This is a genomic window from Anaerobacillus sp. 63XJN7_5_ISO-PGPR-S23-430 (assembly GCF_056173695.1).
Window position 1 is genome coordinate 142,719 of sequence record NZ_CM149686.1, and the last position, 22,643, is coordinate 165,361.

40 protein-coding genes are annotated in these 22,643 nt (G+C 42.3%); 39 read left to right on the forward strand and 1 reads right to left on the reverse strand.

Annotated elements, in window-relative coordinates; genetic code table 11:
- Positions 1–37: 37 nt before the first annotated feature.
- The 39 genes from rplC to AC0VYJ_RS00915 all read left to right on the forward strand — a co-directional run bounded on the left by rplC (position 38) and on the right by AC0VYJ_RS00915 (position 21,848).
- Positions 38–673: a 50S ribosomal protein L3 gene (gene rplC / locus AC0VYJ_RS00725; RefSeq protein ID WP_430246599.1), complete on the forward strand. Its 636-nt coding sequence runs from the start codon at positions 38–40 to the stop codon at positions 671–673.
- 17 nt (positions 674–690) lie between these two features.
- Positions 691–1,314: a 50S ribosomal protein L4 gene (rplD, locus tag AC0VYJ_RS00730; protein ID WP_475366290.1), complete on the forward strand. Its 624-nt coding sequence runs from the start codon at positions 691–693 to the stop codon at positions 1,312–1,314.
- Positions 1,314–1,598, forward strand: a complete 285-nt coding sequence (gene rplW / locus AC0VYJ_RS00735) for a 50S ribosomal protein L23 (protein ID WP_194220294.1) — start codon at positions 1,314–1,316, stop codon at positions 1,596–1,598. Before rplD ends, rplW begins: the two co-directional genes overlap by 1 nt.
- Positions 1,599–1,626: 28 nt before the next feature.
- On the forward strand, positions 1,627–2,457 hold the full coding sequence (gene rplB / locus AC0VYJ_RS00740; protein WP_194220295.1) for a 50S ribosomal protein L2: 831 nt from the start codon (positions 1,627–1,629) through the stop codon (positions 2,455–2,457).
- Between the two features lie 58 nt (positions 2,458–2,515).
- Positions 2,516–2,794 (forward strand): 30S ribosomal protein S19, encoded by a 279-nt coding sequence (gene rpsS, locus AC0VYJ_RS00745; protein WP_048313326.1) that lies wholly within the window; start codon positions 2,516–2,518, stop codon positions 2,792–2,794.
- Positions 2,795–2,814: 20 nt separating this feature from the next.
- On the forward strand, positions 2,815–3,156 hold the full coding sequence (gene rplV, locus AC0VYJ_RS00750; RefSeq protein WP_048313327.1) for a 50S ribosomal protein L22: 342 nt from the start codon (positions 2,815–2,817) through the stop codon (positions 3,154–3,156).
- Between the two features lie 3 nt (positions 3,157–3,159).
- Positions 3,160–3,819: a 30S ribosomal protein S3 gene (gene rpsC / locus AC0VYJ_RS00755; protein WP_098445978.1), complete on the forward strand. Its 660-nt coding sequence runs from the start codon at positions 3,160–3,162 to the stop codon at positions 3,817–3,819.
- A gap of 3 nt (positions 3,820–3,822) precedes the next feature.
- A complete protein-coding gene (rplP, locus tag AC0VYJ_RS00760; RefSeq protein WP_048313329.1) occupies positions 3,823–4,257 on the forward strand; it encodes a 50S ribosomal protein L16 in 435 nt (144 codons plus the stop codon).
- Positions 4,247–4,450 (forward strand): 50S ribosomal protein L29, encoded by a 204-nt coding sequence (rpmC, locus tag AC0VYJ_RS00765; protein WP_048313330.1) that lies wholly within the window; start codon positions 4,247–4,249, stop codon positions 4,448–4,450. The genes rplP and rpmC overlap by 11 nt, the downstream gene beginning before the upstream one ends.
- A 20-nt stretch (positions 4,451–4,470) precedes the next feature.
- Complete coding sequence (gene rpsQ / locus AC0VYJ_RS00770; protein ID WP_194220296.1) at positions 4,471–4,734, forward strand: 30S ribosomal protein S17; 264 nt, start codon at positions 4,471–4,473, stop codon at positions 4,732–4,734.
- 45 nt (positions 4,735–4,779) lie between these two features.
- The gene (gene rplN / locus AC0VYJ_RS00775; protein ID WP_098445980.1) at positions 4,780–5,148 is read left to right on the forward strand and encodes a 50S ribosomal protein L14; all 369 of its coding nucleotides are present in this window, start codon (positions 4,780–4,782) and stop codon (positions 5,146–5,148) included.
- 41 nt (positions 5,149–5,189) lie between these two features.
- Positions 5,190–5,501: a 50S ribosomal protein L24 gene (rplX, locus tag AC0VYJ_RS00780; RefSeq protein WP_404684302.1), complete on the forward strand. Its 312-nt coding sequence runs from the start codon at positions 5,190–5,192 to the stop codon at positions 5,499–5,501.
- 25 nt (positions 5,502–5,526) lie between these two features.
- A complete protein-coding gene (gene rplE / locus AC0VYJ_RS00785) occupies positions 5,527–6,066 on the forward strand; it encodes a 50S ribosomal protein L5 (RefSeq protein WP_194220298.1) in 540 nt (179 codons plus the stop codon).
- Between the two features lie 16 nt (positions 6,067–6,082).
- Positions 6,083–6,268, forward strand: a complete 186-nt coding sequence (rpsN, locus tag AC0VYJ_RS00790) for a 30S ribosomal protein S14 (protein ID WP_098445982.1) — start codon at positions 6,083–6,085, stop codon at positions 6,266–6,268.
- A 29-nt stretch (positions 6,269–6,297) separates the two neighbouring features.
- A complete protein-coding gene (gene rpsH, locus AC0VYJ_RS00795) occupies positions 6,298–6,696 on the forward strand; it encodes a 30S ribosomal protein S8 (protein ID WP_048313336.1) in 399 nt (132 codons plus the stop codon).
- A 27-nt stretch (positions 6,697–6,723) separates the two neighbouring features.
- The gene (rplF, locus tag AC0VYJ_RS00800) at positions 6,724–7,260 is read left to right on the forward strand and encodes a 50S ribosomal protein L6 (protein WP_194220299.1); all 537 of its coding nucleotides are present in this window, start codon (positions 6,724–6,726) and stop codon (positions 7,258–7,260) included.
- A 30-nt stretch (positions 7,261–7,290) separates the two neighbouring features.
- A complete protein-coding gene (gene rplR / locus AC0VYJ_RS00805) occupies positions 7,291–7,653 on the forward strand; it encodes a 50S ribosomal protein L18 (RefSeq protein ID WP_430246595.1) in 363 nt (120 codons plus the stop codon).
- An 18-nt stretch (positions 7,654–7,671) separates the two neighbouring features.
- On the forward strand, positions 7,672–8,172 hold the full coding sequence (gene rpsE, locus AC0VYJ_RS00810) for a 30S ribosomal protein S5 (protein WP_098445986.1): 501 nt from the start codon (positions 7,672–7,674) through the stop codon (positions 8,170–8,172).
- 14 nt (positions 8,173–8,186) lie between these two features.
- Positions 8,187–8,375, forward strand: coding sequence for a 50S ribosomal protein L30 (rpmD, locus tag AC0VYJ_RS00815; RefSeq protein WP_194220301.1), 189 nt, complete (start codon positions 8,187–8,189; stop codon positions 8,373–8,375).
- Between the two features lie 29 nt (positions 8,376–8,404).
- A complete protein-coding gene (gene rplO / locus AC0VYJ_RS00820) occupies positions 8,405–8,845 on the forward strand; it encodes a 50S ribosomal protein L15 (protein ID WP_098445988.1) in 441 nt (146 codons plus the stop codon).
- Positions 8,845–10,140 (forward strand): preprotein translocase subunit SecY, encoded by a 1,296-nt coding sequence (secY, locus tag AC0VYJ_RS00825; protein ID WP_194220302.1) that lies wholly within the window; start codon positions 8,845–8,847, stop codon positions 10,138–10,140. The genes rplO and secY overlap by 1 nt, the downstream gene beginning before the upstream one ends.
- A gap of 66 nt (positions 10,141–10,206) precedes the next feature.
- Complete coding sequence (locus tag AC0VYJ_RS00830; protein WP_430246594.1) at positions 10,207–10,857, forward strand: adenylate kinase; 651 nt, start codon at positions 10,207–10,209, stop codon at positions 10,855–10,857.
- A complete protein-coding gene (gene map, locus AC0VYJ_RS00835) occupies positions 10,857–11,603 on the forward strand; it encodes a type I methionyl aminopeptidase (RefSeq protein ID WP_475366291.1) in 747 nt (248 codons plus the stop codon). Before AC0VYJ_RS00830 ends, map begins: the two co-directional genes overlap by 1 nt.
- 16 nt (positions 11,604–11,619) lie before the next feature.
- A complete protein-coding gene (locus tag AC0VYJ_RS00840; RefSeq protein ID WP_430246593.1) occupies positions 11,620–11,940 on the forward strand; it encodes a KOW domain-containing RNA-binding protein in 321 nt (106 codons plus the stop codon).
- Positions 11,933–12,151 carry a translation initiation factor IF-1 gene (infA, locus tag AC0VYJ_RS00845; protein ID WP_098445993.1) on the forward strand — a complete coding sequence of 73 codons (219 nt, stop codon included), beginning with the start codon at positions 11,933–11,935 and terminating at the stop codon, positions 12,149–12,151. Before AC0VYJ_RS00840 ends, infA begins: the two co-directional genes overlap by 8 nt.
- A 35-nt stretch (positions 12,152–12,186) precedes the next feature.
- Positions 12,187–12,300 carry a 50S ribosomal protein L36 gene (gene rpmJ / locus AC0VYJ_RS00850; protein ID WP_003720928.1) on the forward strand — a complete coding sequence of 38 codons (114 nt, stop codon included), beginning with the start codon at positions 12,187–12,189 and terminating at the stop codon, positions 12,298–12,300.
- A gap of 21 nt (positions 12,301–12,321) precedes the next feature.
- Positions 12,322–12,687 carry a 30S ribosomal protein S13 gene (gene rpsM, locus AC0VYJ_RS00855; RefSeq protein WP_048313347.1) on the forward strand — a complete coding sequence of 122 codons (366 nt, stop codon included), beginning with the start codon at positions 12,322–12,324 and terminating at the stop codon, positions 12,685–12,687.
- A gap of 16 nt (positions 12,688–12,703) precedes the next feature.
- A complete protein-coding gene (rpsK, locus tag AC0VYJ_RS00860; protein WP_048313348.1) occupies positions 12,704–13,099 on the forward strand; it encodes a 30S ribosomal protein S11 in 396 nt (131 codons plus the stop codon).
- A 244-nt stretch (positions 13,100–13,343) separates the two neighbouring features.
- Complete coding sequence (locus AC0VYJ_RS00865) at positions 13,344–14,288, forward strand: DNA-directed RNA polymerase subunit alpha (protein ID WP_194220306.1); 945 nt, start codon at positions 13,344–13,346, stop codon at positions 14,286–14,288.
- A 47-nt stretch (positions 14,289–14,335) separates the two neighbouring features.
- The gene (rplQ, locus tag AC0VYJ_RS00870; protein WP_098445995.1) at positions 14,336–14,698 is read left to right on the forward strand and encodes a 50S ribosomal protein L17; all 363 of its coding nucleotides are present in this window, start codon (positions 14,336–14,338) and stop codon (positions 14,696–14,698) included.
- Between the two features lie 303 nt (positions 14,699–15,001).
- On the forward strand, positions 15,002–15,841 hold the full coding sequence (locus AC0VYJ_RS00875) for an energy-coupling factor ABC transporter ATP-binding protein (protein WP_194220307.1): 840 nt from the start codon (positions 15,002–15,004) through the stop codon (positions 15,839–15,841).
- On the forward strand, positions 15,817–16,686 hold the full coding sequence (locus tag AC0VYJ_RS00880; RefSeq protein ID WP_194220308.1) for an energy-coupling factor ABC transporter ATP-binding protein: 870 nt from the start codon (positions 15,817–15,819) through the stop codon (positions 16,684–16,686). Before AC0VYJ_RS00875 ends, AC0VYJ_RS00880 begins: the two co-directional genes overlap by 25 nt.
- Positions 16,683–17,480, forward strand: a complete 798-nt coding sequence (locus tag AC0VYJ_RS00885; RefSeq protein WP_475366292.1) for an energy-coupling factor transporter transmembrane component T family protein — start codon at positions 16,683–16,685, stop codon at positions 17,478–17,480. The genes AC0VYJ_RS00880 and AC0VYJ_RS00885 overlap by 4 nt, the downstream gene beginning before the upstream one ends.
- A gap of 11 nt (positions 17,481–17,491) precedes the next feature.
- Entirely contained in the window at positions 17,492–18,232 is a 741-nt protein-coding gene (gene truA, locus AC0VYJ_RS00890) for a tRNA pseudouridine(38-40) synthase TruA (protein WP_194220310.1), read from the forward strand.
- Between the two features lie 170 nt (positions 18,233–18,402).
- Positions 18,403–18,840: a 50S ribosomal protein L13 gene (gene rplM, locus AC0VYJ_RS00895; protein WP_048313355.1), complete on the forward strand. Its 438-nt coding sequence runs from the start codon at positions 18,403–18,405 to the stop codon at positions 18,838–18,840.
- Between the two features lie 19 nt (positions 18,841–18,859).
- Positions 18,860–19,252, forward strand: a complete 393-nt coding sequence (rpsI, locus tag AC0VYJ_RS00900) for a 30S ribosomal protein S9 (RefSeq protein WP_048313356.1) — start codon at positions 18,860–18,862, stop codon at positions 19,250–19,252.
- Positions 19,253–19,446: 194 nt separating this feature from the next.
- Positions 19,447–19,884, forward strand: a complete 438-nt coding sequence (locus tag AC0VYJ_RS00905; RefSeq protein ID WP_194220311.1) for a DUF2521 family protein — start codon at positions 19,447–19,449, stop codon at positions 19,882–19,884.
- 82 nt (positions 19,885–19,966) lie between these two features.
- Positions 19,967–20,680 (forward strand): N-acetylmuramoyl-L-alanine amidase CwlD, encoded by a 714-nt coding sequence (gene cwlD, locus AC0VYJ_RS00910; protein ID WP_475366293.1) that lies wholly within the window; start codon positions 19,967–19,969, stop codon positions 20,678–20,680.
- 133 nt (positions 20,681–20,813) lie between these two features.
- On the forward strand, positions 20,814–21,848 hold the full coding sequence (locus AC0VYJ_RS00915; protein ID WP_194220313.1) for an Mrp/NBP35 family ATP-binding protein: 1,035 nt from the start codon (positions 20,814–20,816) through the stop codon (positions 21,846–21,848).
- A gap of 42 nt (positions 21,849–21,890) precedes the next feature.
- On the opposite strand, the gene gerD is transcribed toward AC0VYJ_RS00915, so the two are convergent.
- A complete protein-coding gene (gene gerD, locus AC0VYJ_RS00920; RefSeq protein ID WP_475366294.1) occupies positions 21,891–22,526 on the reverse strand; it encodes a spore germination lipoprotein GerD in 636 nt (211 codons plus the stop codon).
- Between the last annotated feature and the right edge of the window lie 117 nt (positions 22,527–22,643).

The window sequence follows — 22,643 nt, forward strand, 5'->3', positions numbered from 1 at the left end:
AAATAAATCATTTAAAAACAATTAGGAGGTGTGACGAATGACCAAAGGAATCTTAGGAAGAAAAGTAGGCATGACGCAAGTTTTTGCTGACAACGGAGATATTATCCCGGTAACTGTTATTGAAGCAGAACCAAACGTTGTCCTTCAAAAGAAATTGGTTGATACAGACGGCTACGAAGCAATCCAAGTTGGTTTTGCTGACAAGAAGAAGTCTCGCTTCAACAAGCCTGAAGAAGGCCATGCTACAAAAGCTAGCACAACACCTAAGCGCTTCGTGAAAGAAATTCGTAACGCAGAAGGTAGTTACGAAATTGGTCAGGAAGTCAAGGTAGATATCTTTAACGAAGGTGACGTAGTTGATGTAACTGGTACGTCTAAAGGGAAAGGTTTCCAAGGTGCAATTAAGCGCCACAACCAATCTCGCGGACCAATGACTCACGGTTCTCGTTATCACCGTCGTCCAGGTTCAATGGGACCTATCGATCCAATGCGTGTTATGAAAGGTAAACTTCTACCTGGTCGCATGGGTGGCGAACGTGTAACTGTACAAAACCTTGAGATCGTTAAAGTAGATTTAGAACGTAACGTCATTCTAGTAAAAGGTAACGTACCTGGAGCTAAGAAGAGCTACGTAACTATCCAAAGCGCGGTTAAAGCAAAAGAAGCTAAGTAAGAAGGGAGGATATCCAAGTGCCTAAAGTAACAATGTTCAACCAAACCGGAGCACAGGTCGGCGACATCGAACTCGCTGAAGCAATCTTCGGCATCGAACCAAACGAAAGTGTTATGTATGATGCGGTTATCATGCAACAAGCATCTATGCGTCAAGGTAATCATGACGTAAAAAATCGTTCAGAAGTACGCGGTGGTGGAGCTAAACCATGGCGCCAAAAAGGAACAGGTCGTGCTCGTCAGGGCTCAATCCGTTCACCACAATGGGTTGGCGGTGGAGTAGTATTTGGTCCGACACCAAGAAGCTATTCTTACAAGCTACCTAAAAAAGTTCGCCGTTTGGCAATCCGTTCTGCTTTGTCTTCTAAAGTACAAACAGAGGATATGGTCATCGTGGACAGCATTTCTTTTGATGCTCCAAAAACAAAAGAAATGAAATCAGTACTATCAAGCTTATCTGCAGAAAACAAGGCGCTTATCGTTACAGGAGACTATAACGAAGCAGTTGCATTATCTGCACGCAATATTCCTGGTGTTACTGTTGTAACTTCAGCTGGACTTAACATCCTTGATGTCCTTAAAGCTGACAAACTAGTTATGACAAAAGACGCTGTGGAACAAGTAGAGGAGGTGCTAGCGTAATGAACGCTCGTGATATCATCAAGCGCCCCGTTATTACAGAAGCTACTACAGATGTAATGGCAGACAAAAAGTATACTTTCGAAGTTGATACTCGTGCTAACAAAACTCAAATCAAGAGTGCTCTAGAAGAAATCTTCGGAGTTAAAGTTGCAGGAGTTAACACTCAGAACTATATGGGTAAAAAGAAACGTGTTGGCCGCCACAGCGGATTTACACCACGTCGCAAAAAAGCTATCGTGACGCTTACACCAGAAAGCAAAGAATTGGACTTCTTTGAAGGCTAAAAATTAATAGTGAAGGAGGGAAATAAGAATGGCGATTAAAAAGTATAAACCGACCACAAACGGTCGTCGTGGTATGTCAGTATCTGATTTTGCTGAAATCACAACAGACCAGCCGGAAAAATCGTTGCTTGCACCGATTCATAGAAAAGGCGGTCGTAACAACCAAGGTCGCTTGACAGTTCGTCACCAAGGTGGCGGTCACAAGCGTAAATACCGTGTTATCGACTTTAAACGAGACAAAGATGGAATACCAGGACGCGTTGCTACGATCGAGTACGATCCAAACCGCTCTGCTAACATCGCTCTTATCAACTATGCTGATGGAGAGAAGCGTTACATTCTTGCTCCAAAAGGAATTAAAGTAGGAACTGAAATCATGTCTGGCGCTGAAGCTGACATTAAAGTAGGAAACGCTCTTCCACTAATCAACATCCCAGTTGGTACTACTATTCACAACATCGAACTTAAACCAGGCCGCGGCGGACAGCTTGTTCGTTCTGCTGGCGCAGAAGCTCAGCTTCTTGGTAAAGAAGGCAGATACGTACTAGTGCGTCTTCGTTCTGGAGAAACTCGTATGATTCTATCTACTTGCCGCGCTACAATCGGTCAGGTTGGTAACCTTGAGCACGAGCTTATCAATATTGGTAAAGCTGGTCGTTCTCGCTGGTTGGGCATTCGTCCTACAGTTCGTGGTTCTGTAATGAACCCAGTTGATCACCCACACGGTGGTGGTGAAGGTCGTGCGCCGATCGGACGTAAATCACCAATGTCACCATGGGGCAAACCAACCCTTGGATTTAAGACACGTAAGAAAAACAAAGACTCTGACAAGTACATTGTACGACGTCGTAAAAAATAACGAGATTTTCCTACGGTTCCATGGAGCCGTAGCATAATCTCAAAAGGGAGGTTCACAAATGGGTCGTAGTTTGAAAAAAGGACCTTTTGTCGACGATCATTTAATGAAAAAGGTCGAAGACTTAAATGAAAAGAGCGACAAAAAAGTTATCAAAACTTGGTCTCGTCGTTCAACAGTATTCCCAGAATTTATTGGACACACTTTTGCAGTATATGATGGACGCAAGCATGTACCGGTTTATGTTACTGAAGACATGGTCGGCCACAAACTTGGTGAATTTGCTCCAACTCGCACATATCGCGGGCACGCTGCAGATGACAAAAAAACTAGACGTTAATTTGAGGGGAGGTACAACGAATGCAAGCTAAAGCTGTTGCAAAACACGTGCGTATTGCTCCTCGTAAAGCACGCTTAGTCGTAGATCTCATTCGAGGAAAGCAAGTCGGTGAAGCTATTGCGATTTTGCGCAACACAAACAAAGCTGCTTCTCCAGTAGTTGAGAAAGTGCTTAACTCTGCGATCGCTAATGCAGAGCATAATCTTGAGCTAGAACCGAACAATCTTACGGTTTCTCAAGTGTTTGTGGACGAAGGAGTAACAATGAAACGTTTCCGCCCACGCGCTATGGGTAGAGCTAGCCGCATTAACAAGCGTACTAGCCATATCACAGTCGTGGTATCAGAAAAGAAGGAGGGATAACGAGTGGGTCAGAAAATTAATCCGGTAGGACTTCGAATTGGTGTCATTCGTGATTGGGAGTCTAAATGGTACGCAGACAAAGATTACGCTAACCTTTTACACGAAGATATTAAAATTCGTGAATATATTGAAAAACGTTTGAAAGATGCATCTGTTTCAGCTGTTGAAATCGAACGTGCAGCAAACCGAGTGAATGTTACAGTGAAAACTGCTAAACCTGGTATGGTAATCGGTAAAGGTGGTTCTGAAGTTGAGTCTCTTCGTAAGTCTCTCGCGGAACTAACAGGTAAGAAAGTTCACGTTAACATTTTCGAAATCAAACAAGCTGACATCGACGCAACTCTAGTTGCTGATAACATCGCTCGTCAACTTGAAAACCGCGTTTCATTCCGTCGCGCTATGAAGCAAACAATTCAGCGTGCAATGAGATCCGGAGCAAAAGGTATTAAAACGCAAGTATCTGGCCGTCTAAACGGTGCTGATATTGCTCGTTCTGAATCATACAGTGAAGGTACTGTACCTCTTCACACACTTCGTGCTGACATCGATTATGGTACTGCAGAAGCAGATACTACTTACGGTAAGCTTGGTGTGAAGATTTGGATCTATCGTGGTGAAGTCCTTCCAACGAAAGGAACGCAAAAAGAGGAAGGGGGAAAATAAATCATGTTGTTACCTAAACGTGTTAAATACCGCAGAGAACATCGCGGAAAAATGCGCGGACGTGCTAAAGGTGGCACTGAAGTAGCATTTGGTGAATATGGTCTACAAGCTCTTGAAGCTAGCTGGATCACTAACCGTCAAATCGAAGCAGCTCGTATCGCTATGACTCGTTACATGAAACGTGGCGGTAAAGTTTGGATTAAAATTTTCCCATCAAAGCCTTACACTGCTAAACCACTTGAAGTACGAATGGGTTCCGGTAAAGGTGCTCCTGAAGGTTGGGTAGCTGTAGTAAAGCCAGGGAAAATCTGTTTTGAAATTGCAGGCGTATCTGAAGAAGTAGCGCGCGAAGCACTTCGTCTTGCTTCTCACAAATTGCCTATTAAAACTAAGTTCGTAAAACGCGAAGAAGTGGGTGGTGACACAAATGAAAGCTGAGGAAATTCGTAACTTGACCACTGCCGAAATCGAGCAGAAAGCGAAATCTTTTAAAGAAGAACTTTTCAATCTTCGCTTTCAACTTGCTACAGGTCAACTGGAAAACCCAGCCCGCATTCGTGAAGTCCGTAAATCAATCGCTCGCGCAAACACTGTTTTGCGTGAAAGAGAGTTAGGAATCACAAACGGTTAATATGAGGGGAGGTTTGCGAAATGAGCGAACGCAATAATCGCAAAGTATACACTGGGCGTGTAGTCTCTGACAAAATGGATAAGACAATTACTGTTATGGTTGAGACATACAAAATGCACCCGTTATACGGTAAACGCGTTAAGTATTCTAAGAAGTTTAAAGCACATGATGAAAACAACACTGCAAAAATCAACGACGTGGTAACTATCATGGAAACTCGTCCAGTTTCTAAAGATAAGCGTTTCCGTCTTATGGAAGTAGTTGTAGAAGCAGTTATTATCTAAATGAACTCGGATCATTGAATAATGTCCGAAGGGAGGTCTTTCTAGATGATTCAACAGGAATCTCGTTTGAAATCAGCAGACAACTCTGGTGCACGCGAATTGCTATGTATCAAAGTTCTTGGTGGCTCCGGTCGCAAAACTGCTAATATCGGTGACGTAATTGTTTGTTCGGTGAAACAGGCAACACCTGGAGGCGTTGTTAAGAAGGGTGAAGTCGTAAGAGCTGTTATTGTACGCAGTAAATCTGGCGTTCGTCGTCAAGATGGTTCATATATCAAATTTGACGAAAACGCAGCGGTTGTTATCCGTGATGACAAAGGACCGCGCGGAACACGTATTTTCGGACCAGTTGCTCGCGAACTACGCGACAACCAGTTCATGAAAATCGTTTCTCTTGCTCCAGAAGTTCTTTAATCATTTGAAAATAGATGCCTTGTAAGGAGGTGCGCGACCTTATGCACGTAAAAAAGGGAGATAAAGTAAAAGTTATTTCTGGTAAGGATAAAGGTAAACAAGGTGTGATCCTTGAAGCTTACCCGAAAAAAGATAGAGTTATCGTTGAAGGTGTCAACCTTGTTAAGAAACATTCGAAACCATCCCAGGCTAATCCTCAAGGTGGAATCATCGAACAGGAAGCTGCGGTTCATGTTTCTAACGTAATGGCGCTTGATCCGAAGTCTGGTGAACCTACTCGCGTTGGATACAAAGTAGACAACGGGAAGAAAGTTCGTATCTCAAAAAAATCCGGTGAAGTACTCGATAAGTAGTTCGTAGCGAAAGGAGGTCAATCCGATGAATCGTTTCCAAGAAAAGTATCAAAATGAAACTAAACCTGCATTGATGGAGAAATTTAACTATTCCTCTGTTATGGAAGTTCCAAAACTTGAGAAAATCGTAATCAACATGGGTGTTGGTGATGCTGTACAGAACCCGAAAGCTCTTGATACAGCTGTTGAAGAACTTGAGTTAATCTCAGGTCAAAAACCACTTATCACTCGTGCTAAGAAGTCTATCGCTGGCTTTAAGCTTCGTGAAGACATGCCGATTGGTGCAAAAGTTACATTGCGCGGAACTCGTATGTTTGAATTCCTAGATAAACTTATTTCTGTATCACTACCACGTGTACGTGACTTCAGAGGTATTTCTAAGAAAGCATTCGATGGTCGTGGTAACTACACACTTGGTATTAAAGAGCAGTTGATTTTCCCTGAAATTGATTACGATAAAGTAAATAAAGTACGCGGAATGGACATCGTTATCGTAACAACAGCTAATACGGACGAAGAGAGCCGTGAAATGTTGACTAACCTAGGTATGCCATTTCAAAAGTAAGTAAGGAGGGAAAATTGTGGCGAAAAAATCAATGATCGCGAAACAACAGCGTCAAGCTAAGTTTAAAGTTCAAGAATACACTCGTTGTGAACGTTGCGGACGTCCTCACTCTGTTATTCGTAAATTTAAACTTTGCCGTATTTGTTTCCGGGAACTTGCACACAAAGGTCAAATCCCAGGCGTTAAAAAGGCTAGCTGGTAAACCCGAAATAGGGAAGGAGGTAATTACTAATGGTCATGACTGATCCAATCGCAGATATGCTTACAAGAATTCGTAATGCGAACACTGTTCGTCACGAAAAACTTGAGTTTCCTGCATCTAATTCGAAAAGAAGCATCGCTGAAATCCTCAAACGTGAAGGTTTTGTGCGTGATGTTGAAATGATCGAAGACAGCAAACAAGGAATCATCCGTATCTTCTTAAAATACGGTTCAAATAACGAACGAGTTATCACTGGATTAAAGCGAATCAGTAAACCTGGTCTTCGCGTATACGCTAAAGCAGACGAAGTACCACGTGTACTTGGCGGTCTAGGAATCGCTCTTGTTTCTACTTCTAAAGGAATTATGACGGACAAAGAAGCTCGTCAACAGCAAGTAGGCGGAGAAGTTCTAGCGTACGTTTGGTAATTCTTAAAGCAGAATGGAGGTGTAATTATGTCACGTGTCGGACTTAAACCGATTGAAATCCCAAGTGGTGTAACAATTGATATCAAAGAAGACGTTGTAACGGTTAAAGGACCTAAAGGGGAACTTTCTCGTTCATTCAGCTCTGATATCAAAGTAAACATTGAAGAGAACGTGCTAACAGTAGCTCGTCCTTCAGATCATAAAGAGCACCGTGCACTTCACGGTACAACTCGCAGCCTGATCGCTAACATGGTTGAAGGTGTGACTAAAGGCTTTGAAAAAGGTCTTGAAATCATCGGGGTTGGTTACCGTGCTAGTAAATCCGGTCAGAAACTAATCCTTAACGTAGGGTACTCTCACCCAGTTGAGATGGTACCTGAAGAAGGTATTGACATTGAAGTTCCTTCAAACACAAAAGTTGTTGTTAAAGGAATCGATAAAGAACGCGTTGGAGCTGTTGCAGCAAACATCCGCGCTGTCCGTACTCCAGAACCTTATAAAGGCAAAGGAATTCGTTACGAAGGCGAATATGTACGTCGTAAAGAAGGTAAAACAGGTAAATAGGTAAAAACCTAGCGGAAAGGAGTGACTTTAATGATCACTAAGGCCGATAAAAACAAAGCGCGTCAAAAAAGACACGCTCGTGTTCGTCGCACAGTTACCGGTACTACTGAACGTCCGCGTCTAAACGTATTCCGTTCTAACAAGAACATCTATGCTCAGCTTATCGATGACACTAAAGGTGTTACAATCGTTGGAGCTTCAAGTATGGAAGAAGGAATTGACGTTAAACACGGCGGTAACACAGAAGCAGCTGTGAAGGTCGGAGAAACAATTGCAAAGCGTGCTGTAGAAGCAGGTTATTCTGTAGTGGTTTTCGACCGCGGAGGATACCTCTATCACGGACGTGTGAAAGCTCTTGCAGACGCAGCGCGTGAAGCAGGACTGAAATTTTAATAAAAAGGAGGTTAACTCATGCCTAGCATTGATGCTAACAAACTAGAACTTGAAGAACGCGTAGTTACCGTTAACCGCGTAGCGAAGGTTGTAAAAGGTGGACGTCGTTTCCGCTTTGCAGCAATCGTAGTTGTCGGAGATAAAAACGGTCACGTTGGATTCGGAACTGGTAAAGCACAGGAAGTTCCTGAAGCTATTCGCAAAGCTATTGAAGATGCGAAAAAGAACTTAATTACTGTTCCAGTCGTTGGAACAACAATTCCTCACCAAATCACAGGCCACTTCGGAGCTGGTAACGTACTATTGAAGCCTGCTTCTGAAGGTACAGGAGTTATCGCTGGCGGACCTGTTCGTGCGGTACTTGAACTCGCTGGTGTAGGTGACATTCTATCGAAGTCTCTTGGATCTAACAATCCGATTAACATGGTGCGTGCAACTCTTAATGGCCTTGAAAACCTTAAGCGTGCTGAAGACGTTGCGAAGCTTCGTGGAAAATCTGTAGAAGAGCTACTAGGTTAAGGGAGGGAAATTAGATGGCTAAGCAATTAGAAATCACCCTCACACGTAGTGTGATTGGTCGCCCTCAAGACCAACGCGTGACGGTAAAAACACTTGGACTTAAAAAGATGCATCACACGGTTGTTCATAGCGACAATCCTGCGATTCGCGGTATGATCAACAAGGTATCTCACCTTGTAACTGTTAACGAAATTGATGCGTAAAAAATCTATACATTGAGGAGGTGCCCACAATGAAACTACACGAACTAAAACCATCTGAAGGTTCTCGTAAAGAACGCAACAGACTTGGTCGCGGTATTGCTACTGGTAACGGTAAGACATCTGGCCGTGGTCAAAAGGGTCAAAAAGCTCGTTCTGGCGGCGGTGTACGCGTCGGTTTCGAAGGAGGACAGCTTCCAATCTTTAAACGTCTACCGAAACGTGGATTTACAAACATGAACCGTAAAGAGTTCGCGATTGTTAATCTTGATTCGTTGAACCGTTTTGAAGATGGAACTGAAGTCTCTCCAGAGCTTCTTTTAGAATCTGGCGTAGTTAGCAAAGAAAAAGCTGGAATTAAGATTCTAGGTAATGGTAAGCTTGAGAAAAAGCTTACCGTGAAAGCCCACAAGTTCTCTGCTTCTGCAAAAGAGGCGATTGAAGCGGCAGGCGGAAATACTGAGGTGATCTAATGTTCCAAGCAATCTCCAACATTATGCGCGTAGGTGATATTAGAAATAAAGTTATTTTCACCCTACTCATGCTTGTCGTGTTCCGTATCGGAACATTCATACCGGTTCCTGGTGTGAACAGAGATGTACTTCAATTTCAAGATCAAATGAGTCTCTTCGGAGTTCTCAACACCTTTGGCGGTGGAGCGTTGCAAAACTTCTCCATCTTTGCCATGGGAATTATGCCTTACATCACTGCTTCTATCATTGTGCAGCTTTTACAAATGGACGTCGTTCCTAAGTTTACCGAATGGTCTAAACAGGGCGAAGCCGGACGTAAAAAGCTAACACAAGTTACTCGTTATGGAACGATCGCACTTGGACTTGTCCAAGGTGTTGGACTTTCCATCGGGTTTAACAATATTGTTGGAGGTCAGTTGATTAGTAATCCCGGTGTACTAACGTATCTTAATATTTCTCTTGTTTTAACAGCCGGAACGGCTTTTTTGATGTGGTTAGGCGAACAGATCACTGCAAAAGGCGTTGGAAACGGAATTTCAATCATCATCTTTGCTGGGATTGTAGCTGCAATTCCTCCAGGGCTTAATCAGCTTTATGCTCAGATGTTTGAGGGTTCTCAGGATGAGTTGTTCATTAACATCGTTACACTTGTTATTATTGCACTAGCTGCACTTGCAATTGTTGTCGCTGTTATCTTTGTTCAACAAGGTCTTCGTAAAATTCCAATTCAATATGCAAAAAGAACTGTTAACCGCAGACAAGTTGGTGGTCAATCCACACACTTACCGATTAAAGTTAATGCAGCAGGTGTTATTCCAGTTATTTTTGCGATATCACTGATCATTACTCCACCAACGATCGCCAGGTTGTTCGGAGATAATTCGGTAACGGAATGGATCGTAAGGGTGTTTGACTATACACAGCCTATTGGTATGGTCGTGTATGCGTTACTCATCATTGGATTTACGTATTTTTATACGTTCGTCCAGGTAAATCCGGAGAAAATGGCTGAGAATCTGAAAAAACAGGGTGGATACATTCCTGGTATTCGTCCGGGTAATGCTACTGAAACGTACATTACACGAATTCTCTACCGTTTAACGTTTGTAGGAGCACTTTTCCTTGCTGTTATATCGATTATTCCGGTATTTTTCACAACCGTAGCAGGACTGCCGCAGACGCTGCAAATCGGCGGAACAAGCTTGCTGATCGTTGTTGGGGTAGCGCTTGATACGATGAAGCAAATTGAAAGTCAATTAATTAAACGTCATTATAAAGGCTTTATTAAATCTTGAGGATAAACCGGGAAGAGCTTTCTTCCCCTCCTTCATCCTCGATTGGGTGACGTGCGGAGGGATTAGATGAATCTAGTATTAATGGGGCTTCCGGGTGTCGGAAAAGGAACCCAGGCAGAAAAGATTGTCGAAAAGTATGGTATCCCTCATATCTCTACTGGAGATATGTTCCGAGCAGCGATCAAAGAAGGAACGCCTCTTGGTCTAAAAGCAAAAGAGTACATGGATTCTGGAAACCTCGTACCTGATGAAGTAACTATCGGTATAGTACGGGAGCGTTTAGGAAAAGATGATTGCGAAAAAGGATTTCTCCTCGATGGTTTTCCAAGAACCGTCGCACAGGCTGATGCGCTTGAAACGATCTTAGCCGATCTTGGTAAAAAACTTGACTACGTGGTAAACATTGCAGTCGAGGAAGATCAACTCATGCAGCGTTTGACTGGACGTCGCGTTTGCCGAAATTGTGGAGCAACCTATCACGTAATCTTTAATCCACCTAAAGAAGATGGAATTTGTGATAAGTGCGGTGGAGAACTTTATCAACGTGATGATGATAAGGAAGAAACTGTGCGAACTCGCCTCGAAGTCAACAAGCAGCAACAGCAGCCATTGTTGACCTTTTATGAAGGCAAGGGCTATCTTAAAACGATTGATGGCAACAGAGACATCAATGAGGTGTTTGAAGATGTCGACCAACTCCTAAAAGGGTTGTCGTAATGATTATTTGCAAGACTCCTCGTGAACTTGATATCATGCGAGAAGCAGGCAAAATTGTCGCGTTAACACATCAAGAACTACAGAAGCACATCAAGCCTGGAGTTACGACAAAAGAGCTGGATACGATTGCCGATCGGTTTATTCGTCAGCTTGGTGCAATTCCTTCCTTTAAGGGTTACAATGGATTTACTGGAAGTATATGCGCTTCAGTCAATGAAGAGCTTGTACATGGTATTCCAGGAGATCGCGTGTTGGCGGAGGGAGATATAATTAGCATTGATATTGGTGCTAAGTATAATGGTTATCATGGCGATTCAGCCTGGACCTATCCTGTTGGCACTATCTCAGAAGAAGACGAACGGTTGTTAAAAGTTACCGAGGAATCGTTATATAAAGGGTTGAATGAGACGAAGGCCGGTAGGAGGGTTTCTGATATTTCTCATGCGATCCAAGCATATGCCGAAGCTGAGGGTTTTTCGATTGTACGAGAATATGTTGGTCATGGTGTAGGTCAGGACCTTCATGAAGATCCTCAAATTCCCCATTACGGTCCTCCAGGAAAAGGACCGAGGCTTAAGCAGGGGATGGTCCTTGCAGTAGAGCCAATGGTGAATCTGGGCTCTCGCTACGTTCGAACACTTTCGGATAATTGGACTGTAGTAACAACTGACGGTAAGAACTGTGCTCATTTCGAGCATACGATTGCCGTTACAGAAGAAGGATATGAAATACTAACAAAAGCCTAAGTGAAGGTGATGGTTCGTGAAAGAGTCGGATACCGTTCCCGAGATCGGTCAGATCGTTTGGAATAGACGGGGAAGAGACGCTGATCAATATAGCGTGATTGTAGGGATTGTTGATGAACGTTATGTTTTCTTAGCCGATGGTGACAAACGAAAGTTTGATCGTCCTAAGCGGAAGAACCTCGCACACCTTGAGCTGGTAGAGTATATATCTCCTGAGGTAAAGCGAAGTCTTGAAGAAACGGGCCGTGTCACAAATGGCAAGCTACGTTTCGCGATCTCAAAGTATATGAATGAACACGTCATTGATTTAAAGGAGGGAGAGCAAGTAGATGGCTAAAGAAGAAGTAATTGAAATGGAAGGCACGGTTATCGAACCTCTACCGAATGCAATGTTTCGAGTAGAACTCGAAAACGGTCATAAGATTCTTGCTCACGTATCCGGAAAGATACGTATGCATTACATCCGTATTCTACCAGGTGACAAAGTAACTGTTGAGCTTTCTCCATATGACTTATCACGTGGTCGTATCACGTATCGATATAAATAAGAAATTAATCTCCGTATATAAGGAGGGTTAAAATAATGAAAGTAAGACCGTCAGTAAAACCAATGTGTGAAAAATGTAAAGTTATTCGCCGTAAAGGGAAAGTCATGGTTATCTGTGAAAATCCAAAGCATAAGCAAAAACAAGGCTAATATATAAGGAGGTGCAACGTAATGGCACGTATTGCTGGTATTGATGTTCCACGCGAAAAGCGCATCGTAATCGCGTTAACTTACGTTTATGGAATCGGTAAAACAACTGCGAAACAAGTTCTAGTTGACGCTGGTGTTTCTGAAGACACTCGTGTACGCGACTTAACTGAAGAAGAGCTCGGAAAAATCCGTGAAGTAGTAGACAAAATTAAGGTTGAGGGTGATCTTCGTCGTGAAATCTCACTTAACATTAAACGTCTAATCGAAATCGGTTCTTATCGTGGTATCCGCCACCGTCGTGGTCTTCCTGTCCGAGGTCAACATACGAAGAACAACTCTCGTACTCGTAAAGGCCCTCGCCGTACAGTAGCTAACAAGAAGAAGTAAGGGAGGTAATTAACAAATGGCTAAACAACGTAAAGCAAATACACGTAAAAAGCGCGTGAAAAAGAATGTTGAGAGTGGAGTAGCTCATATCCGTTCCACTTTTAACAACACAATCATTACGATTACTGATACTCACGGAAATGCGATTTCTTGGGCAACTTCCGGAAACATGGGCTTCAAAGGTTCTCGTAAGTCTACTCCATTCGCTGCTCAAATGGCTGCTGAAACTGCAGGTAAAACTGCACAGGAGCACGGCATGAAAACTGTAGAAGTTTCTGTTAAAGGCCCTGGTGCTGGTCGTGAAGCTGCAATTCGTGCACTTCAAGCTGTAGGTCTAGAGGTTACTGCGATCCGTGACGTAACTCCAGTACCTCATAACGGCTGCCGTCCGCCAAAACGTCGTAGAGTCTAAGGTAGTAGAGAGTTCAAAAACGTAGATGTTCCCTTCGGGAGAATGCCTGGTTTTGAACAATCTCTTATGGAAAGATTCAATCTATCGGTATACAATTGATGAACATGTCAATAATGATAATGTATAAATTGTTGACGGTTGACGAATCATAATTAGGTTGTTGGTATTTGAACCACCTAAGGGGATTATTCGGTTAGACAGCATGTCTAACCGAAGTTCGACGTTTTGAAGGAGGGTTTGTTGGATGATCGAAATCGAAAAGCCAAAAATTGAAGCGGTAGCTATCAACGAGGATGCAAAATACGGTAAGTTTGTTGTAGAACCATTAGAGCGTGGTTATGGAACTACCCTGGGTAACTCCCTTCGTCGTATCCTGTTATCTTCACTTCCTGGTGCTGCTGTCACATCCGTACAAATTGAAGGAGTACTCCATGAGTTCTCTACAATTGAAGGCGTACATGAAGATGTAACAACTATCATTCTCAATCTTAAGAAGTTAGCTATGAAAGTTTACTCTGAAGAAGAGAAGACATTGGTTGTTGATGTACAAGGACCAGGAACGGTAACAGCAGGAGATATTACTCATGACAGCGACGTGGAGATCTTAAACCCTGACCTTCATATTGCTACCCTTTCTGCTAGTGCGCGTTTCCAGATGCGAGTTACTGCAATTCGTGGAAGAGGCTATGTACAAGCGGAAGGAAACAAAAATGATGAACAGCCAATCGGTGTAATTCCGGTTGACTCGATCTTCACACCTGTTTCTCGTGTTAACTACCAGGTTGAAAACACTCGCGTTGGCCAGGTAACAAATTATGACAAACTAACCCTTGATGTTTGGACAGATGGAAGCATTCGTCCTGAAGAAGCTGTTTCGTTAGGTGCAAAGATTTTAAATGAACATTTAAACATTTTTGTTGGTTTAACGGACCAGGCTCAAAATGCTGAAATCATGGTCGAAAAAGAAGAGGATCAAAAAGAGAAAGTGCTTGAGATGACTATCGAAGAGCTTGATCTCTCAGTTCGTTCATACAATTGCCTGAAGCGTGCTGGCATTAATACAGTTCAAGAATTGACTCAGAAGTCTGAAGAAGACATGATGAAAGTTCGTAATCTTGGACGTAAGTCACTTGAAGAAGTACAAGAGAAGCTTGAAGAGCTTGGGCTTGGACTTCGTAACGAAGAATAGATATTTAAAGTTGTTGATTTTATAAACAACAAAGGAGGGAATACTTCATGGCATACCAAAAGTTAGGTCGTACTAGTGATACGCGTAAAGCGCTATTCCGTGACCTTGTTACAGATTTGATCATCAATGAACGTATTGAAACGACAGAATCAAAGGCGAAAGAACTTCGTTCTTTCATCGACAAAATGATTACGCTTGGTAAACGCGGAGATCTACACGCACGTCGTCAAGCAGCTTCTTTCATCCGTAACGAAGTAGCGGATCAAGAAAGCGGTCAAGATGCAGTTCAAAAACTATTCAGCGATATCGCTCCTCGTTATGCAGAGCGTCAAGGCGGTTACTCTCGTATCCGTAAACTTGGACCACGCCGCGGTGACGGTGCTGAAATGGTTATCATCGAGCTAGTATAAGACGCACTTGATTAAAAGGGCGGGACAGGATCTCGACATTGGATACTGATTCTATGCCCTTTTTTCGTGCGTTTTTTTGTTTGAATCGCACAAATTCAAGTGGTTATTTGCTGCTTGCCATTAAAAAAAGCCTGGCATCTGCCAGGCTTTTTTTATAGGATAAGTACAGTTAATATCACGCATTAAAAAGCTTATTATACTGATAGGAAAAAGCGGCGGTTCCATCTGCCCGCCTTTTTTTCGCACCAGTATATTGCCTGAAGCGATCACCGCTTGAAATTAGCAGAGGCAGGAGGAACGAGTATGGAAGAACTAATCACCGTTCAAAATGTATCCTTTCGGTATCAGGAAGAGCAACCCCATGTATTGCATGATGTTTCATTATCTGTTCATAAGGGTGAATGGCTAGCGATCGTAGGACATAATGGTTCTGGGAAGTCGACACTTGCAAAGCTTCTAAATGGGCTGCAACTTCCTGAAAAAGGCGATGTTACCGTAGAAGGATATAACAGTAGAGATGAGGAAAGTATTTGGGAAATTAGAAGAAGAGTGGGGATCGTATTTCAAAACCCAGACAATCAGTTTGTAGGTACGTCTGTGCGTGATGATGTAGCTTTTGGTCTTGAAAATAACGGAATGGCACGCGAAAAAATGTTGGAGCGCATCCATGAGAGTGTGAATAAGGTGCGGATGGCAGATTACCTTGATCAAGAGCCACACCGTCTCTCAGGTGGTCAAAAGCAACGTGTAGCGATTGCTGGGATTATTGCCTTAAGACCATCCATTGTCATCCTAGATGAAGCCACTTCTATGCTAGATCCAGCTGGTCGTAAAGAAGTGCTTCAAACAATGCGTGAGCTTAAAGACGAAGAAGGCATGACGGTGATCTCTATCACCCATGATCTCGAAGAAGCTGCACAAGCTGATCGATTGATCGTCATGAATGCAGGAGAGGTCATTGATGAAGGTCTTCCGGTTGATGTGTTTAAGAAAGGTGACATGCTTGAGCAAATTGGTTTAGATTTGCCGTTTCCACTTCAGGTGCAGCGAGCACTCAGTGAGAAAGGCTATGATTTCTCAAAGCTTACTTTATCTCAAGAGGAACTGGTGAATGAGCTATGGACATTACAATCAAAGATTTAGAGCATTCTTATGGTAGAGGGACCCCTTTCGAAAGAAAAGCGCTCTCTGAAATATCGTTATCTATCCCAGCACGTACTTTCCAAACGATTATTGGGCATACAGGCTCAGGCAAATCAACGCTGATCCAGCATTTAAATGGGTTACTTAAACCTACAAAAGGAAGCATTCAGATTGGCGACTTTTTGATTCGAGCTGGTGAGAAAGAAAAACGCCTAAAAGCCCTAAGAGAGCATGTAGGGATCGTTTTTCAATATCCAGAACATCAGTTGTTTGAAGAGACTATAGAGAAAGATATTATCTTTGGTCCTCGTAATTTTGGAGTATCAGAAGAAGAAGCGAAACAGCGTGCAGCGAGGTTAATTGAACAAGTGGGACTTGATCAATCATACCTTAGCCGTTCTCCGTTTGATTTGAGTGGTGGCCAAATGCGCAGAGTAGCTATTGCAGGAGTACTAGCGATGAAACCATCTATTCTAATTCTCGATGAACCTACTGCTGGACTAGACCCTAAAGGGCGACGGGAGATTATGAGTCTCTTTTATCGTTTACATCAGGAGGAGGGCCTCACTACGATTCTAGTGACCCATAGCATGGAAGATGCAGCGCAGTATTCCGATGAGATCGTCATAATGGAAAAGGGCGGTGTGGCACTTCAGGGGAAACCTGAGGAAATTTTCGCTAATTCCGATGCGTTAAAGAAACTAAGTCTTGATGTACCAGAAACTGTTAAGTTCATTCATCGGCTAGAAGAACGCTTTAATCTCAGTCTGCCAAAGAGTGTATTTACTCTCGATGCGGCAGTTGATGCAGCCCTGTCTATTTTGCAGAAAGGAGATGATTCTTGATGCAAAATATTATTATTGGTCAATACGTCCCAGGTCAATCCTTCATTCATAAACTTGATCCAAGAGCGAAGTTGCTAACGGCGTTTCTATTTGTTATTATCGTTTTCTTGGCTAACAATTGGATTACCTACGCATTACTTGGTGGTTTTACACTTCTAGCGATCCTGGTATCCAAATTACCATTGCGCTATATCTATAATGGTTTAAAACCAATTTTACTTGTTATCATTTTAACGTTTCTTCTTCATGTGTTTTTAACGAAAGAGGGACCGCTGCTGTTTGATTTTGGTTTTCTTGACGTTTATGAAGGTGGCTTGAAGCAAGGTGTATTTATTTCACTCCGGCTATTGTTTTTAATCATGATTACTTCCTTGTTAACTCTGACGACAACGCCTATTGATATTACAGTAGGTATTGAAACGTTACTTGGACCTATGAAAAAAATTGGTCTTCCTGTTCATGAGTTTGCTCTCATGATGTCTATTGCTCTTCGGTTTATTCCGACGCTTCTGGAAGAAACTGAGAAGATTATGAAAGCACAATCTGCACGAGGTGCGCAATTTTCTAGTGGACCAATTAAAGAACGATTGAAAAGTATTGTTCCTCTGCTAGTACCTCTCTTTGTAAGTGCATTTAAGCGTGCTGAAGATCTTGCTATGGCAATGGAGGCTAGAGGATATCGTGGAGGAGAAGGAAGAACTAGCATCCGATTACTGAAGTGGTCAGGAAAAGATACAGCCTTATTTCTTATCCTCCTCCTTCTATGTGTTAGTTTGCTGCTTCTAAGAAGTTAGGGGAGAATGTGATGCAACGAATAAAAATGACCCTCTCTTATGACGGGACGGCTTTTAATGGTTATCAAATTCAGCCAAATGGCCGCACAGTTCAAGAGGAAGTGCAGTGCGCCCTGAAGCAGATGCATAAAGGCGCCTCTATTCCGATTACCGGATCAGGAAGAACGGATGCTCGGGTGCATGCTCACGGGCAGATTATTCATTTTGACACCCCGCTTTCGATTCCTTCTGAAAATTGGACACGGGCATTAAACGCTCAGCTCCCACAGGATGTGAGGGTTTTACACACTGAAACCGCTCCTAGCGATTTCCATGCGAGGTATGATGTCGTTCGCAAAACCTATCAATATCGAGTGCATAATCGTGCAGCTTCAGATGTTTTTAGAAGAAACTATGCCGTACATGAACCTCATCCGCTCAATGTTAAAGAGATGAGGCGTGCAGCCGCTCACCTCATTGGGGAGCATGACTTTACATCCTTTTGTGCTAGTAAGACTGATGTGAAGAATAAAGTGAGGACCATCTACCGAATAGAAATTGAGCGAATTCAGGATGAACTCGTTTTTACCTTTGAAGGAAGCGGGTTCCTATACAATATGGTTCGCATTTTAATGGGGACATTCCTTGAGATAGGGAGAGGGCGGCGCTCAGCGAATGAAATGGTGTCCATTTTAGAAGCAAAGGATCGAAACACAGCGGGAAAGACGGCACCACCACATGGGCTTTATTTATTGGAAGTCTCTTATAGGTAAAAAAGGAAAGAAAGTTACCAAACACTTGACATTTTCGCCCCAGTATTATAAGATATTCTTTGGTATTTCTACATCCACTTGCCCCGGATTTAGAAATCTGACTGACAACTGACAATGAAAATTCTGTGCTAGTTTTAAAATAAATTGGATTGATTTTAGGAGGGAAACTCATGCGTACAACATTTATGGCTAAAGGCCACGAAGTAGAACGTAAATGGTACATCGTTGACGCTGAAGGTCAAACACTTGGCCGTCTAGCAAGTGAAGTAGCAGCGATCCTGCGCGGTAAAAACAAAGTAACTTTCACACCTCACGTTGACACTGGTGATCATGTGATCATCCTTAACGCTGAGAAAATTGAACTAACTGGTAACAAACTTAATGACAAGATGTACTACCGTCATAGTGGACACCCAGGTGGTTTGAAATCAAGAAATGCTCTTGAAATGCGTACTAACCGTTCTGAGCAAATGCTTGAACTTGCAATCAAAGGTATGCTTCCAAAGAACAGCCTTGGTCGCCAAATGATTAAAAAGCTTCATGTATTCGCTGGTAGCGAGCACAATCACCAGGCACAACAGCCTGAAAAATACGAACTAAGAGGATAATTAAAAGGAGGGAATTAACTTGGCACAAGTACAATACAACGGCACTGGCCGACGTAAAAACTCTGTAGCACGCGTACGTTTACTTCCTGGTAACGGACGTATGGTTATTAACAACCGTGAAATCGATGACTATTTCGATCTTGAAACACTTAAGCTAATCTCTAAGCAACCACTAGTTGAAACTGGTACTGAAGGCACTTACGATATTTTCGTGAATGTTAACGGTGGTGGATTCACTGGACAAGCGGGCGCAATCCGTCACGGTATCGCTCGTGCACTACTTCAAGCTGATCCGGAATCACGCGCTACACTTAAGAGTGCAGGCTTCCTAACACGTGATGCTCGTATGAAAGAACGTAAAAAATACGGTCTTAAAGCAGCACGTCGTGCACCTCAGTTCTCAAAACGTTAATATGGTTTTTCAAAACCTCTGGCCTATGGCCAGGGGTTTTTTTGTATTTAGAAAAGATTTGCTACTATGGTCTTTTTAACAAAAGACTTGAGAATTATTCATTTTGAAGCCTGAATGAATTACCAATTTATTTGCTGTATACTCCCCAACTCTTGAGTGAGACTAAAACAATATGATTCGAGAGGATGGGTGAGATGGACAACGTTATTACTGTATTCAAGGAACGTCAGCGTCATAAACGCCTTGAATTCGAACGAAGGGTGTTGATTGAAATTTCATTGAAAGAGCTATCGGATAACATAAGAGAACTGTTTTCTCCATTTTTCTCAGAGGCTATTCTGTATAAAGGTGATGTGGAGAATGTTTGTATGGACATTGCGATCGAAGCATATTTACTTGGTGCTGAGTATAGCAAGTTTTCTTATTATGGAGAATCAATGTCGACAGCGCATAAACGGTGCTTCAAATTAGAGAAAGCATTAATTGAAGCGTTGTTTGATTACTGGCTTTTCTGGAAAACGTCAGCGGTTTACGAAGAATCATTACAAATTACGTGTGATGTATTTGTTTCGAATTGGTGGAAAGCAGGCTATGAAAAAGGAACAATGAGGCGTCGACTTCGATTACAATAAATTGATTAAGTTCCATGACTAATTCAGCTACCCGTCCCATATAGATAAGATAGGACAAAATAAGGGGCGGTGTTAGTGGGATATGAAAAAGTGGTATAAGCGATTTGGTGTTGCCACTGGAATCATCGTGCTGTTATTTATTATTAATTACAAATTCGCTATTGATTCTTCTTGGGATGCCTGGCATCTTCCTTTATCAGGACAGGTCATTGTCATTGACGCTGGACATGGAGGGGCTGATGGAGGAGCTGTTGGTGATAACGTGGTTGAAAAAGATATTGCGTTAACGATCTCTCTTAAGTTAAGGGATTATCTCCAAGAAGCGGGAGCGCTTGTTATTATGACACGTGAGACGGATACAGATTTAGCAGCAGAAGGAACTAAGGGACTTAGCAATCGAAAAGCTGAAGATTTAAGAAAACGAGTTGAGTTGATTAATGAGGGAAGTAACGATCTTTTTGTGAGTATTCATCTAAATGCGATTCCGTCTTCTAAATGGAGTGGCGCTCAAACGTTTTATAATCCAGTTAATGATGAGAGCCAGGCCTTATCTCGTTTTATTCAGGCTGAAATTAAGCGAAACCTTGAAAACACAAATCGATTGGCTAAAAACATGGATAGTGTATATTTACTAAGAGAGGCTGAAGTTCCAGGAGCTCTTGTTGAAGTTGGCTTCCTTTCTAACCCTACTGAGAGGGAGTTATTAAATACTGAAACGTATCAAAATAAAGTCGCAGCCTCTATTTATCAGGGCATTATACGATATACGACAAATGAGCCAGTACCCGAGGAATAAAGAAAACACTGGCTTATTGTACGTTCTATACTCTTTCATTGATTTGGTATATCCTTCAAGCACCGAAGTCAAAACTCTCTGAATGATATGTTATACTAGCAATGTAATCGAATTCAGAGAAGGTGGTGCCTCCATGTTAACGAAAGATCAAGTCGTTGAATTACTACAAAAGGTGCAAGATCCTATTTTACATAAAAGTATCACGATTCGTGATGTGAAAACGAAAGAAGGCTATGTCAGTGTTAAGGTTGCTCTTGCTCAAACTGAATCAGCTGAACAGATGAAGGTGCAGCAAGAAATCGTCAACACTTTAAAAGGCGAAGGGGCCGAATCAGTGGGATTGCGATTTGAACAGTTGGCGGATGAAGAGCTTCCTGAAGGAACATCTGCTAATCCTGACCTCCCGTCATTGCTTTCTCCAGAAAGTAAAACACAGTTTATCGCAGTGGCAAGTGGAAAAGGTGGCGTAGGTAAATCAACTGTAACCGTAAACCTTGCAACGTCACTTGCCCGTCTTGGAAAAAAGGTCGGCATTATCGATGCAGATATTTATGGATTTAGTGTACCGGATATGATGGGGATTGAAACCAGACCCAAAGTGGAAAACGAAAAAATCTATCCCGTTGAGCGGTTTGGCGTTAAAGTAATGTCTATGGCCTTTTTTGTAGAAGATAACGCTCCTGTTATTTGGCGTGGTCCAATGCTTGGGAAAATGCTGAATAACTTCTTTAGTGAAGTAGATTGGGGAGAGTTAGATTACCTGCTTCTAGATTTACCGCCAGGAACGGGAGATGTAGCATTGGATGTTCATACGATGCTTCCGGCTTCAAAAGAAATCATCGTGACCACTCCTCATGCTACAGCAGCTTTTGTAGCTGCGAGAGCGGGTGCTATGGCGCTTAAAACGAAACATGAAGTGCTTGGTGTTGTTGAAAATATGTCTTACTTTGAGAGTAAAGTAACAGGCGAGAAAGAATATGTGTTTGGTCAAGGTGGAGGAGATAAGTTAGCTTCCGAGTTAACAACTGACATTCTTGGTAGACTTCCTCTTGGGCAGCCAGATTTTAATGATGAAGAATTTGCACCTTCTGTTTATCAAGAAGATCATCCGATTGGACAGCAATATCTTCACATTGCACAAGAAATCTTAAAAAGAACAGCAAAATAATAATAAAAGGGCATGCGAGCGCATGTCCTTTTATTATGCAGATTATTTCTGACCAGAATTTGATCCTTCGCCACTATCTGATTCGGTATTGTCTGTGTTTTCTTCTTTCATATTACCGCTCTCAGATGATTTTAGTTGTTCAGAAGTAATTCCAGTTAACATTTCCTGGATTTTGGCCTGGAATAACGGACTTTCAAATGTTTCGGATATAAGGTCTTTAATTTGCTGTCTCGATTGTTTACTTTCGAGTAGTTGTAAATAATGTTTTTCCATTACCGGATCTTGCAAGAGATCCATCATTTTTTCCTGGTATTCTGGATCATCCATCAGTGATTTAAATAATTTCTCATTTTCACTTTGAATGTTCTTGGCAAAGTTCTCAACGAACGCAGGATCTTTCAGCATTTCTTGCCAGTAATCTTTTCCTTCTTCAGTTGTTAGTACTTTTTGTATGGTTTCTTTCACAAATGGCTGTTCCATAACAAGTTGTTTTTTTATTTCTTCATCTGACATGACTTCTTGAATTGCTTTCTTGCCATCATCTGATTTAAGTAGATCGACAAGCATCTTTTTCGTTTCTTCGTAATTAGCCTGAGATCCTTCAGCAGAACCCGAGGCACATCCGGTTATTAAAAGAATGGTTAATCCAAGAGCAAGCAGTTTGAATCCATGACTCATAAGTCTGTGCTCCTTTCTCGAGGTGTTAACCTTAATATTAGGCGAAACTGTGAATTTATACCCGGTGAATAAAGGAAGGGTGGCAATTTAAAAGTGGCATTGGTACAATTCAACATA